The 14289-nt window shown below is 72.8% G+C and carries 3 protein-coding genes; all 3 read left to right on the top strand.

Features of this window, described 5'->3' with window-relative positions; translation table 11 throughout:
* Positions 1 to 6: 6 nt before the first annotated feature.
* The 3 genes from ACFRKB_RS33830 to ACFRKB_RS33820 are packed head-to-tail and all read left to right on the top strand — an operon-like array spanning position 7 to position 14251.
* On the top strand, positions 7 to 1716 hold the full coding sequence (locus ACFRKB_RS33830; protein ID WP_383110442.1) for an acyl-CoA dehydrogenase family protein: 1710 nt from the start codon (positions 7 to 9) through the stop codon (positions 1714 to 1716).
* A complete protein-coding gene (locus ACFRKB_RS33825) occupies positions 1713 to 8126 on the top strand; it encodes an amino acid adenylation domain-containing protein (RefSeq protein ID WP_383110441.1) in 6414 nt (2137 codons plus the stop codon). The genes ACFRKB_RS33830 and ACFRKB_RS33825 overlap by 4 nt, the downstream gene beginning before the upstream one ends.
* Positions 8123 to 14251 (top strand): type I polyketide synthase, encoded by a 6129-nt coding sequence (locus ACFRKB_RS33820; RefSeq protein ID WP_383110440.1) that lies wholly within the window; start codon positions 8123 to 8125, stop codon positions 14249 to 14251. Before ACFRKB_RS33825 ends, ACFRKB_RS33820 begins: the two co-directional genes overlap by 4 nt.
* Positions 14252 to 14289 lie beyond the last annotated feature (38 nt).

Here is a 14289-nt window from a genome sequence, read left to right as displayed (position 1 = left end):
TGGGACATGATAAGCAATTTCGTCGCGCAGGATTCCGCCGACGCGAGGGTGGGCGACGCGGCGGTGGCGCGCTTGACGGACATCCTCCGGGACCGGGTGAACCCCACCGCCGTCGATGCCACGCGGGAACTCCCGGAAGGGCTGCTGGAGGAGTTGCGCAGCAAGGGATTCCTGAATCTCCAGGACTCCCCTGACGTCAACGGCCTGGGTCTTTCCGGCTACAACACCTTCCGTGTTGTCCAGGCGGCGGCCAGTTGGTCGGTGCCGGTCGCCCTGGTCCTCGGGATCCAGACGGCCGTCGGCTCCGGAACGTACCTGCGAGCGCTGCCGCCCGGCGATCTGTACTCCTATGTCGAACAGCGGTTGCTGGACGGCATCATCTCCGGTTCGGCCGACACGGAGCCCACCGGCGCCTCGAACAGCGCCCGGCAGACCCGTGCGGTGCCCACCGATGACGGTGAAACGTTTCTCTTGACCGGTGAGAAGATCCACATAGGCAACGGCCCGATCGCGGACGTGGTGACCGTCTCCGCGATGCTGGACGAGGACGGGCGGGACCGGCCACGGCTGTTCTTCGTGGAGACCTCCGACCCGGGGTTCAGCGTCCGGTCGCGCCACGAGTTCATGGGGGTCAAAGGCTTCCCCAACGCGGCACTGGTGCTGGACGGAGTCCGCGTGCCGCGTGAACGGATGATCACCGAGGCCGACCCGGACACCGAGGTACGCATCACCGCCGAACTCACCATGGCCGTGGTCCGGGGCCGCCTGCATCTGATCACCGCTCCCGGGCTCGCCATCGCCAAACTCTGTCTGGAATGGTCCCGGAACTTCGTCAACCGGCGTACGGTCGACGGCCGCCCCCTGGGCGTTCGGGAGGAAATCCAGCACATGGTCGCCTCCACCATGGCCGACGTCTTCGCCATCGAGGCCCTCGCCGAATGGAGTCTGCTCCCCACCGACCAGCCCGAACTCGGCGTCAACGTGGCCTTCGAACAGAACGTCACCAAGGCGATCAGCGCGGAGATCTGCTGGCGGGCCGCCGACCGCACCATGGACCTGCTGGCCGGAGAGGGGTTCGAAACAGCGCCCAGCAAGGCGCGGCGCGGCGTGCCGGCCCTTCCGCTGGAACGCTTCTACCGGGACGCCAGAAACCTCCGGATCTCCGGCGGAGTATCGTTCCTGCTGCACTTCTGGGCCGCCCGCATGAGTCAGTTCTCCTACTACGGACCGGCCCGCGCCGGACAATCGGCCGCCCTCGCGCAGGATGCCGGACAGCAGCCGTGCACGGACGGCCTCGACCCGGTGAACGCGGACCATCTGCGGTTCGCCGCGGCCCAGACCCGGCTGCTCGGCACCGCCTGCGAGAGGTTCACCGCCGGTCATTCCGTACCCGGACTGTACGAACACCAGCACCGTCTCATCGCGTTCAGCCGGATCGCCGACGAACTCCTGACCATGTCCGTCGTCCTGGCCAAGGCGGCGCGCCTGCACCGCGAGGGCCGCACCGGGGTCCAGGACCTCGCGGCCGTCCACTGCGCGGGGGCCAGGGACCGCCTCGCCGGACTGTGGCGGCAGGCCGAGCCCGCGACGCCCGGCCCCGATCACGCCGCTGTGAGCGACGCCTGGCTCAGCGGCGACCGGAAGTACGCCTCCCTGCTCGCAGGTGTGATCACCGATGTACCGCCGACCGCCGACACCCACCCGGGGGAGCGATGAAGAAGCAGAACGACGAGCGCGCCCCGAGCGCGTCGAGAGGAGCGTCCCGGACCTGCGCGGCAACCGCCCCCGGCCACCGGCTTCCGCTCTCCGTCGACCAGCAAGCCGTCTGGGTGCACTGGCAGGTCGCCCCGGACCGGTCCAGCCACATCATCCACCTGCCGATGCTGGTCGACACGGGCGAGCTGGATATCCGACGGGTCCACGCGGCGACGACGTCGCTCGGACAGCGCTTCCCGATGCTGCGCGGCAGAGTCGTGGAACGCGGGAACGAGACCGAGCTGCGCTGGGACGACGCCCCCGCCATCCCGGTCACCGAAGTACGCACGGACAGCCCGCGGACCGAACTGGTGAGCCGCCACGGCACGGCCCCCTTCGACCTGCGCCAGGGACCGCTGGCCCGCGTCCAGGTGCTGCACGGCCCCGACTACACGGTCCTGCTCATCGATGTCCACCACCTCGTCTTCGACGGACGCGCCTGCGGCCCGTTCCTGGCCGCCTTCCGGGACGCCTACGCCGGGAAGGACCTCGGTCCCGCCGACGACACCACGGCCCACGCGGAGTTCGCCCGTCGGCAGCACGAACTGACCCACGGCCCACGGGGCGAGAAGCACCGGGAACACTGGCGCCGGACACTGGGCGAGGACAGGCCCGCGCCGCTCCGGCTGCCGGGCGGGGCGGGCGAGCCCTCGTTCCACGAGACCGCCCTGGACCCCGGCCTGGTCGCCGCCGCCCGCACGGCGGCCACCGCCGCCGGTGTGCACCCGGTGATCCCGCTGTACGCCGCCTTCTGTCTGCTCATCCGGTCCCATACCGGTCAGGAAGACCTGATCGTCCCTACGCCCTACCACGGCAGGACCCGGGAACTGCGCGACCGCGTCGGCTACTTCTCCAACGTTCTCCCGCTGCGCCACCGGCTGCCCACCGGCATCAGCCACCATCAGGTCCTGCGGGACCTGCACCGGAATCTGCGTGACGCCGTCCGGCACGGCCGCCTGCCCTATCCCGCGCTGCTGCGCGCCGCCGGGCTGACGGGGCAGCACGCCCGCGCCCATGCCGGCCAGGTCATCTTCCAGTACTGGGCGGCTCCTTCGCGGGACGAGATCGATCTGAACGCGCTCCGGCTGACGGGCCCGGACAGCCACGCCGTGCTGCGGCTGCTGGCGACGGAAGACTACGCCGACCACACGCTGACCGTGATGCTCCGGGAGGACTCCGGCGGTGTTGGCGTGATCTGGAAGGACCCCGGCGGGGCCGTCGGGCGCGCCACCGTGGAACAACTGGCCGCCGCCTACCCGAAGGCGCTGGCGGAACTGATCGCCGACCCCGACGGCACTGTCGGTGCGGCCACCGTCGCCGCCGGGGACCGGCCGTCGCCCGAGGCCCTGCTGGCGAAGGAGCTGGCATGGAACGCCACGGACGCGGACTTCCCCGATGTGTCCCTGCCCGAGCTGCTGCGCAGGCGCGCGGCCGCGGCACCGGACGCGATCGCCGTCTCGGACGGTACGCGGCGGGTGACCTACGCCGAGCTGACCGACCGCGCCGGCACCCTCGCCCGGGGGCTCGCCGCCCGGGGGGTACGCCCCGGTGATCTGGTGGGGCTGCTGCTGCCGCGCGGTATCGCGCAGGTGGAGGCGGTTCTCGGCACCTTGTTCGCCGGAGCCGCGTACGTGCCGCTCGACGTGGCGGTGCCCGCGGAGCGCCATCGGATGATCCTTGAGGACAGCGCGGCCGTCTGCCTGGTCACCGATGGGCGGCAGGACACCGGCCGCTTCACCGGACCGGTGATCGCGCTGGACGAGCTCCGCGATGCTCCGGAGAGGGAACTGCCGGAGACCGACCCCGGCTCGCCCGCGTACGTGATCTTCACCTCCGGCACCACGGGCCGCCCCAAGGGCGTGGTGATCACCCACCGCAATGTGGTGCGGCTGGTGGTCAATGACCGGCTCCCGTACGACGTCGGCCCCACCGACGTGTGGACGATGTTCCACTCCTATGCCTTCGACGTCTCGGTCTGGGAGATGTTCGGCTGCCTCGCCCACGGTGGACGACTGGTGGTGGTCGACCACGACGAGGCCCGGGACCCGCAGCGCTTCCTCGCCCTGCTGCGCTCCGAGAGCGTCACCGTACTCAGCCAGACGCCCAGCGCCTTCGCCCAGCTCACCGGCGCGCACGGGACCGCGCGGGCCCCGCTGGACTCCCTGCGCTACGTGATCTTCGCGGGCGAGAAACTCGATCCGGGGTCCCTCGCCGGGTTCGCGGCGCGTCACCCGCGCACGGCCCTGGTCAACATGTACGGGATCACCGAGGTCACCGTCCACACCACCTTCCGCCAGGTCACGGCGGAGGACATCGAGACCGGCCGCAGCAACGTCGGCGTCCCCCTGCCGACCACCAGCCTCTTCATCCTCGGCCCTGGCCAAGAGCCGCTCGCGGCCGGGGAGACGGGAGAGATCTGGGTGGGCGGCCTCGGCGTCGCCGCCGGATACCTCAACCGTCCCGAACTCAGCGCGCGGCGCTTCCTCCCCAACCCTTTCGGCCAGGGAACGCTGTATCGCAGCGGCGATCTGGCCCGCCGTCTGCCCGACGGCACCGTCGAGTACGTCGGCCGGGCCGACCAGCAGGTCAAGATACGCGGTTACCGGATCGAACCCGGCGAGATCGAGGCCCGGCTGCTCGAACATCCGACGGTCGACGGCGCCGTGGTCCTGCCCGAATCCGGGCCCGGCGGCGACCGGCGACTCGCCGCGTACCTGGTACCACACGGTGCCCCGCCCACCACGGCGGCCCTCCGCGGCCACCTCTCGGCGAGCCTTCCCTCGTACATGGTCCCGGCACGGTTCCTCACCGTGGGGAGCCTCCCCCTGACGGTCAACGGGAAGATCGACGCCGAACGGCTGCGGGAGGCCGGCACGCCGCTGGCGACCGGCCGGGACGCCGCCCCGCCGCGCACCGCGACGGCGCGCGCGGTGGCCGAGGTCTGGTCGGAGCTGCTGAAGGTCCACGGCCCGGCCGCCGACCAGTCCTTCTTCGAACTGGGCGGCCATTCCCTGCTCGCCGCCCGAGCGCTGCGCGAGAGCGCCGAGCGGCTCGGCAGGGAGACACCGCCGCTGCGGACGCTCTTCGACCACCCGGTGCTCCAGGACTTCGCCGACGCCTTCGACCGGCTCTCGGACGGACCACGGCCCGCGCCGGCCCCCACACCGGGCACGTCCGGAACACCGCTGCCCGCCTCCGGCTTCCAGCAGCGGATCTGGTTCGACGAGCAGTTCCTCGAAGGCGGAGACCTCTACCAGGTGCCGATGGTGTGGCGGGTCCGAGGACGCCTGGAGCCCGCCGTCCTGCGCACGGCACTGCACCGGATGACCGGGCGCAACGAGATCCTGCGAACCGTCTTCGTCCAGCGTGACGGCGCCCTGTGGCAGGAACCCGGCGTCCCCTGGCAGCCGGAGGTCGGCCACCAGGACCTGACCGCGCTCGCCGGAGACGACCGGGAACGCGAGGTGACGGAGCGACTGCGCACGGCCGCCCGGGAGCCCGTCGACCCGGGCTCCGGCAGGCTCCTGCGTGTCACCCTGTTCGACCTGCCGGACGGGGAACAGCTCCTGTTGCTCAACACTCACCATCTGATCTGGGACGGCGGTTCCGCACACCCCTTCCTGCACGAACTCGCCGACTGCTACGCCCAGTCGCTCGACCCGGGCGCGCCGCCGCCCCCGCTCCGCCCGCAGTACCGGGACGCGCTCGTCCGCCCGGCAGGCTCCGCCGGTTCCGCCGGTCTCGACCACTGGGCCGGACAGCTGGCCGGTGCCCCCGTCCACCCGGGATTCGAGCCGCCCCGCGCCCCGGCGCCGAACGGCCAGATCTCCGTACCGCTCCCCCAGGAACTCACCGCACACCTCAAGGAGTTGGGGACGCGGCACAGTGTGAGCCCGGCCATGGTCTTCGCGGCGGCGCTCGCCGCCGCGCTGCACGGCTGGACCGGCCGGGACGACGTCACCTTCGGCACACCGGTCTCCGGGCGGCTCCACGAGGAGCACACGGATGTCATAGGGCCGCTGCTGAACACCGCTGTACTGCGGTCCACGGCCCGGCCGGGCGAAACCGTCGGCGAACTCCTCGGCCGGCTGCGCGGCACCGTCCTCGACGCGATCGACCACCAGGATGTCCCGTTCGAGGACGTGGTGGAGCGCCTGAACCCGCCGCGGCGTCCCGGCTGGAGCCCCTACGTCGAGGTCATGCTCGTGGTGGAGGCGGAGCCGCCGGCCCCGGTGCCGGTGGGTCCCGGGCAGCTGACCCCGTACGCCTTCGAGGACCCGGAGGCGGACCATGTCGCCAAGTTCGCCCTCACCGTCAGTTTCCGCGAGGAGAGCGGTCGGTTCACCGGAACCGTGACATACCGGGGCGACCGGATCACCGCCGCGGCCACCCGGGCCTTCACGGGGCTGCTGGGCCGGATGGTGGAGGCGCTGTGCGGCCCGCCGTCACGGCGTGTGGACGAGGTGCGGCTGATCGGGTCCGAGGAGTACGGACGGATCACCGCCTTCGAGAACGGCGCGCCTTCCGCGCCGGCCACCACGGTGCCCGCGCTGCTGGCCGAGCGGATCTCCGAGCGGCCCGACGCACCGGCCGTCGAGTCCGCCCGGGGCGTTCTCCGCTACGGCGAACTGCATGTACGCGCCGCGCGGTTGTCCGCCCGGATCCGGACCGCCGTCGAAGGGCGCGAGCCGGTCGTGGCGATCGTCCTGGGCCGTGGCGAGGACCTGGTGGCGGCCATGCTCGCCACCTGGTACGCCGGTTGCGCGTTCTGCCCGATCGACCCGGACTACCCGGAGGAGCGAATCCGGCTGACCCTTGACGGCGTCGCGGCCGGGGCCGTCATCACCGGGCCGGGCCGGAGCGCCGCCGCCGGGCCGATCCCGGTCCTGGACCTCGGCGACCCGTCCGTGTACGAGGACGACGGCCCGGTGCCCGAGCCGCATGCCCCGGCCCCTGGCTCGCCCGCCTACGTGCTCTACACCTCGGGGACGACCGGACGGCCCAAGGGCGCGGTACTCAACCATCACGGCCTGGCCCAGCTCGCCCTGTGGCACGCCGAGGCGTACGACGTGACGCCCCGGGACCGGGCGAGCCATCTGTCCAGCGTGGGCTTCGACGCCACCCAGTGGGAGATCTGGCCCTATCTGGCCGCCGGAGCCTGTGTGGTGGCCCACGAGAAGCGCGTCGTGGTACCCGAGCTGGCACCGTGGCTCGCCGAGCGGCGGATCACCATGACCTATCTGTCCACGCCAGTCGCCGAGGCGGTGTGGGCCACCGGGGCGGCCCTTCCGACGTTGCGCTGGATGCTGTTCGGCGCCGCGGCCCAGACCCGACGGCCACCCGCCGGTCTCGGATACCGGGTCGCCAACAACTACGGGCCCACCGAAGGCAGTGTGGTCGCCACCTGGCAGCCCGGCCCGACACCCGGGGACGCGCCGCTGAACATCATCGGCCGCCCGATCACCGGTAAATCGGTGTACGTCCTGGACCCGGCCGGACGCCGCTGCGCACCCGGCGTGATCGGTGAACTCTTCATCGGCGGGGTCGGCATAGCCCTGGAGTACCGGGGCAACCCGGAGCTGACCCGGGAACGGTTCCTGCCTGCCGGCCCCGACGGCGCCCCGGGCCCCGTCTACCGGACCGGCGACAGGGCCCGCTGGCGCGAGGACGGAACACTGGAGTTCCTCGGCCGTATGGACCGCCAGCTCAAGGTGCGCGGCCGCCGGATCGAGCCCCAGGAGGTCGAGGCGGGACTGCTCGCCGATCCCCTGGTGCAGCGCGCCCATGTCTCGGGGGACGCCACGACCCTGGTCGCCCATGTGGTCCCGGCTGCCCCGGGCGACCGGGACAGCCGACGCGTCCTGGACGGGCTCGCCACCCGTGTGCCGGCCCATCTGGTGCCGGACGCCCTGATGTGGCTCGACGAACTGCCCACGACCGCGCACGGGAAGGTCGACACGGCCAGACTTCCCCGGCCAGGCCGTGACGACCTGGCGGGCGCGCACAGCTGGGTGGCGCCCTCGGACCGCCTGGAACGGCGGATCGCCGCCGTCTGGTCCACGGTGCTGGGCCTCGAACGGGTCGGGGCCGCGGACAACTTCTTCGACCTGGGCGGCAACTCCCTGAAGCTGGCCACCCTGCACGCCCGCCTGCTGGAGGACCTGGACCGGGAGCTCCCCGTACACCGGCTCTTCGAGTTTCCGACGGTACGTCAGCTCGCCCGTTTCCTCGCCCCGGGAGGCGACGGCCCGGCCGCGTCCTCTCCGGTCGCCGGTGACGACGTCCAAGTCCGGGCCGCCCGTCGGCGGTCCCCCGCACAGCGGCAGTCGCCCGCCGCGCACGGAACCCTCCGGAGGAACCGCAACTCATGACGGACAATCAGCAGATCGCGGTCATCGGCATGGCCGCGCGCATGCCCGGGTCCAGGGACGTCCCCGGTTTCTGGGCGGATCTCCGGGCGGGCCGGGAAGGACTGACCCGGTTCACCGTGGAGCAGTCCCTCGCAGCCGGGGTGGATCCCGCGCTGAGCCGGCACCCCGACTACGTACCCGTGCGCGGCACCATCGACGGCGGCGACCGGTTCGACCACGTCTTCTTCGGCTACAGCCCGGCCGAGGCCGCCACCATCGATCCGCAGCAGCGCGTGTTCCTGGAAGTGGCGTCCACCGCGCTCGACGACGCGGGCATCGACCCGTACCGGCTGAACGGCTGGATCGGTGTCTACGCCGGAAGCGACATCACCCCGGATCGCGCACCCGGCGACGGGGAGCTGCTGAGCCGGGTGATCGGGGCGGAGAAGGACTTCGTCGCCACCAGGGTCGCCTACAAACTGGGGCTGCGCGGCCCCGCGTTGACGGTGCAGACCGCCTGCTCCACCTCTCTGGTCGCCGTCCACCAGGCGTGCAACAGCCTCCTGACGCATGACTGCGACGTGGCGCTGGCCGGTGGGGTGTCGCTGCGACTGCCCCAGTGGACGGGCTACCGATACAGCGAGGGCCACATCATGTCCCGGGACGGACACTGCCGTCCCTTCGACGCCGCGGGCGGTGGCACGGTGCCGAGCAGCGGGGCCGGGGTGGTCGTACTCCGCCGCCTGGAGGACGCCCTGGCGAGCGGGGACCGGGTCCTCGCGGTCATCCGCGGCTGGGCGCTCAACAACGACGGCGGAGCCAAGGTCGGTTATACGGCGCCGTCCGTCACCGGACAGCGGGATGTCATCAGGCTGGCCCTGGGCCAGGCCGGCGTCGACCCCGCCGATGTCGGCTGCGTGGAGGCGCACGGCACCGCGACCAAGGTCGGCGACCCCATCGAAGTGGCGGCGCTCACCTCGGCGTTCCGGGAGAGCACCGACCGCGTGGGCACCACATGGCTCGGCTCGGTGAAGAGCAACATCGGCCACACCGGGGCGGCCGCCGGCGTCGCCGGGCTGATCAAGACCGTGCTCCAGCTCCGCCACCGGGAGATCGTCCCGACGGTGCACTACCGCTCGCCCAACCCGGATCTGAACCTGGCGGAGAGCCCCTTCCGGGTCGCCACCGAGGTACAGCCGTGGGATGCCGACGGACCGTTGCTCGCGGGGGTGAGTTCCTTCGGGATCGGCGGCACCAACGCCCATGTGGTCCTGGAGAACTCGCCACGCTCCCGCCGGGCCGCCCAGACCGTCAGGGCACGGGTCTTCCCGCTGTCCGCGAGCAGCCCCTGGGCGCTGGAGAGGCTGCGTACGTCGGTCGCGGACGCGATCGCCTCCGCCCCGGCCGCCTCCGCTCCGGCCGGATCCGGCGCGGGCGGCTCCGGCGCGGGCGGCTCCGGCGCGGGCGGCTCCTCCGGGGACGGCTCCTCCGGGGACGGGCTCGGCGACGTGGCCTTCACCCTCGCCGAAGGCCGGCGCAGGCTGCCGCACCGTACGGCTGTCGTCGCCGCCGACAGGGACGCGCTCGTCGCCGCCCTGCGCACTCCCCGCGCTCCGGTCCGGTACGACGGCACCGCCCCGGCCGTCGCCTTCGTCTTCCCCGGCCATGGCACCCTCTACCCGGGCGCCGGCGCCGCCGCCCACCGGCTGCTGCCCGAATTCCGCACGGTGTTCGACGAGGCCGCGCGGATCTCCCTGGAGCGCCACGGCGTCGACCTGACCGCTCTGATCACCGGAGAGGCCGCCCCGGTCGAGGACATCGTCTTCCAGCAGCTCGCCCTGTTCACCCTCGGATACGCGCTGGGCAGTCAGCTCCGCGTCTGGGGGGTGCGGCCCGCGTCGATGATGGGCAACAGCGTGGGCGAGTACGTCGTCGCCGCTCTCTGCGGGGTCTGGAGCCTCCCGGACGCCCTGGCCCTCGTCCACCTGCGGGGCCGGGCGATGCTGTCGGCGGCCCCCGGCCGGATGATCGCCGTCGTCCGGCAGCCCGGCCGGCGGCTGCGGGTGCCGGACGGCATCACCATCGCCATCGACGCCCCCCATCAGCTCGTGCTGTCCGGCGAGCCGGAACCGGTCACCACGGCGTACGAGACCTGGATCGCCGAGGGCTGGTCCTGCCGGCTCCTGGACATCGACCGGGCCTCGCACTCGCCGATGATGGACGGTCCCGCCGAGGAACTGCGCGCCCAGGTGGCCGCCACCCCCGCAGGGGCCACGGAGACGGGGGACACCGTCGTCGTCTCCACCCTCACCGGCGAGCCGGTGAAACCGGGGCAGCTCACCGATCCCGGCCACTGGGCAGGCCATCTGCGCGGCACCGTCCAGCTCGACCGCGCCATCGGCACACTCCTGGCCTCCCCGTGCGACCTCGTCATCGAACTCGGCCCCGGGCAGAGCACGTTGCGCGCCGTACGGACGCACCCTGGCTGGAACGCCGCCACCCCGGCCCTGCCGGCCCTGGGACGGGCCGCCGACCAGGAGGCCGAGAGCGTGCTCCAACTCTGCGCCGCCCTCTGGGAATACGGGGTCGACGTCGATCTGGCCGGGCTGCTGGACGCCGACGAGCCCTCCATCACGGAGCTGCCCGCGCACCCCTACGAGCCGAAACCGCTCCCCGCGAGGCCCACTCCCCCGGCCGGTGGCGCCGCCCCCGCCGGGCCGCCACGCCGGGGCCCCGAGCCCGTGCCGCCCGGCGCGGGACCTCACCCGGAACTGACCACCGACGCCTGGACTTCGGTCTCCACGCGGCTGTCCGCGAACGGCGCCGCGGCGGTCGGCGGGACACTCGCGGCCGAACTGGGCCTGCCGGCTACGGACGACCGGTTGACCGGGCTCACCGCGCCAGTCGTCGTCGCCGAACTGCCCGAACCGCCGGACGACGACTGGACCGCGCTGACCGGCCTCGCCGACCGGGCCCGTACCGCCGGCGTGCACCTGCTGCTCCTGGGCAGAGGACTGTTCGACGTCCTGGACGACAGCACGGGAGCGGCCGGCGCCCCGTCGAAGGCCGTGGAATGGCTCGGCCACCGGGAGGCGGCCGGAGACCGGACCACGCTGCTCGACATGGGCCTCGTCGGCCGCCCGGGGTGGCTCCCCGCTCCCTGGCCGGACGCCACCCGTTACGCCTGGCGCGGGAGCGGCTGGTGGTCCCTGCTGCCCCGGCCGGTCCCCGTCGAGCCGCTGACCGGCACCCCCAGGGTGGCGCTGGTCTCCGACGCCACCGACGCCACCGTGCTCGCCGCGGACCTCGCCGCGGCCGGTGTCCGGGTCGGGGCTCTGCTCGGCGACGCCTCCCCGCCCGCACGGCCGTCCCCCGGCGAGATCGCCGCCACCCATACCTGGCGGCCCGGCGCCGCCAGGCTCTCCCAGCGTCCCGAGCTGACCGCCGCGGTCGACCGCTACTGCGGAGGTCTCATCGCCCGCTTCGTCCTGGACCGCGCCGGACTGAGGCCGGGCGACCGGATCGCCGGCCCCGAACTGCGCCGTCGGCTCAACGCCGGTGAACGGCTGCCCCGTTTCGTCGATTTCCTGCTGCGTTCCCTCGTCGAGGAAGACGTCCTGCGGCCCGAACCGGCGGCCGACGGCACCGGCGACGGCTACCGGGTCGTCACCGGCCCGCGGGACCTGCTGGCGGCGGGCGGCGGCCTCGGGGAGGTGGACGGTCTGCACCGGCTGCTCGACAGCATCGCCGCCGAACTGCCCGCGGTCTTCGACGGCCGGAAGGAACCGGTCGCCGTGCTCTGGCCGGACGGCGACGACAGCATGCTGCGCTCCCGGCTGCCGGACAACCGGCTGGAGATCTACGACGGCGGATTCTGCCTGAACGCCCTTCAGGAAACGGTGCGTTCCCTCCACCGCACCTGGGGCGACCGTCCGTTGCGGATCCTGGAGGTCGGCGGCGGACACGGCCTGTTCACCTGGCAACTGCTCGAAGGCTGGCAGGACCGGGACAACGTCGATTACCACTTCACCGACATCAGCACACTGCTGGTGCGCAGGGCCGCCACGTACGCCCGTGCCAAGGGCATCGGCGGAGTGCGCTTCTCCACCTACGACATGACCCACGACCCGGTCGAACAGGGGCTCGCGGCGGGCAGTTTCGACCTGATCATCGCGTACAACGTCATCCATGTCGCCCCCTCGGTGCACACGGCTCTGGGGCATCTGCGGAACCTGCTGTCCCCGGCGGGCGCGCTCTCCCTCGTGGAGGTCACCGAGGTGACGCGATGGAGCCATCTGCTGTGGGGGCTGGCGCCGGGCTGGTGGGACTTCGACGACGAGATGCGGAGCACCTCGATCGTCCTGGACGCGGCGAGCTGGCAGCGGGCTCTCGCGGAGTCGGGGCTCCCGGAGATCACCGTGGCCCCGGAGGGTGTCCCCTCGGACCATACGCTGATGATCGCGGCGCCGGCCCGCACGCCGGACGAGGACCACGCCGCGCCGCCCGCCCCCGACACGGATCTGGTGCTGTCCGTGCTGCGCTCGCCCGACGAGCGGGCGGCACGCGACGCCATCACCCGCTGGACGTCGCTGCGGTCCGGCGGACCCCTCGCCGCTGTCCCGGGCGTACTGCTGAGCACCGGCCCGCTGGACGGGGCGACCCGCGCCCTGCTGGACCCCCCGGCGGACGCGGACTGGACGCATCTGCACGCCGACCGGTTCGGCGCGGCGGTGCTCGGCGCGCTGCCACGGACACTGGGCCGGCCGTGGCTGCCGCGCACGGTCCGGCTGCGGCCACCGGAGCTTCCGGACACCGTCCGGGCCTCCGCCATCACGGCCATGGCCCCGACCGACGTCCCCGAGACCCTGCGGTCCGCGCCCGCACCCGCACCCGAGGCACCGGCCCGCACCGCCCCGGGTCCGCGCCCGGAAGAAGCCCCGCCGGCACCCCCCGCCGCCGAGGCTCCGGAGCCGCTCGCGGCAGACACGGACCGGGGCGCGACCACCGCCCTGGACGAGTTGTGGCGTTACGAACTCGGTGTTCCGCTGGCCCGGCCCGAGGACGACTTCTTCGCCCTCGGTGGCGAGTCGCTCGCCGCGGTCCATCTGCTGGCCCGGATACGGGACGTGTGCGGGATACAGGTTCCGATGTCCGACTTCACCCGTAACCCGACCTTCGGATACCTGGCGGGCCTGGTCGGCTCCGTACCGCGGCCGGAGCCGCGAGCACGGCAGGCCCGGCAGCCGGGTCGGTTCGAGCCACGGACATCACCGACCCTCTCGGGACCCGCCGCCACCACGCCGGGCGACATCCCGAACCTCATGGTGCTGAACGACACGGGCCAGGGCACCCCGCTCTTCTTCTCGGCCCCTGCGTCAGGCAGTGCCCTGTGCTACCGCCAACTCGCGAAACACCTCGGCGACCGTCCCTTCTACGGCCTGGAGACCCCGGGCCTGCACGACGGGTGCGCGCCGCCGCGCCGGCTGGAGGACATCGCGGACCACCATGTCGGGCTGATCCGGCGGATCCAGCCGGACGGCCCGTACCTGCTCGGCGGATGGTCGTTCGGGATGATACTCAGCCATGAGATCGCCCGCCGCATCACCGCCGACGGCGGCGAAGTGGCCCTGCTGGCAGGGGTGGACGGCTACCTCCCGGACACCGGAGGACTGCCCATGGCCACCCGGCCGGACTTTCTCCTCGGCGGCCTGCTCTACAAGACCCAGGCGGTGCTCGGACTCGGCGGCGCACAGCCGGTGGTGGGCGCGCGGGACGGGGACCAGGACCAGCGGATCCTCCGCATCTCGGACGTGACGCGGTGGCGCCGGCAGCGGGCCAGGACCGGACGGCCGGAAGAGTTGGGCGCCGACTTCGTCGCCGTGCACAACCACAGCATCAACGCGATGTTCCGGTACGTCCCGAGGCCGGTCCGCTGCCCCGCCCTGATCCTCAAGGCCGGGGTGGACGAACGTACGCGGCTGCGACTGCACCGCGATCTGAGCGGCCTCTACACCGCCGTGGAGGTGCGGGCCGTCGCCGGTGACCACTGGACCGTGATGGACAGCCGTAACGCCCCGGACCTCGCCGCGCAGTTGGACCGGGCCCTGCGGCGGTACGACCCCCTGACACAGGAAGAGCACCATTGACGGCGACGATCGACGGCGGCTGATCTTCGTCACGGCGG

Source organism: Streptomyces scopuliridis, from assembly GCF_042790125.1.
GTDB lineage: Bacteria > Actinomycetota > Actinomycetes > Streptomycetales > Streptomycetaceae > Streptomyces > Streptomyces scopuliridis_A.
This window is presented reverse-complemented; position numbering and strand designations above follow the sequence as displayed.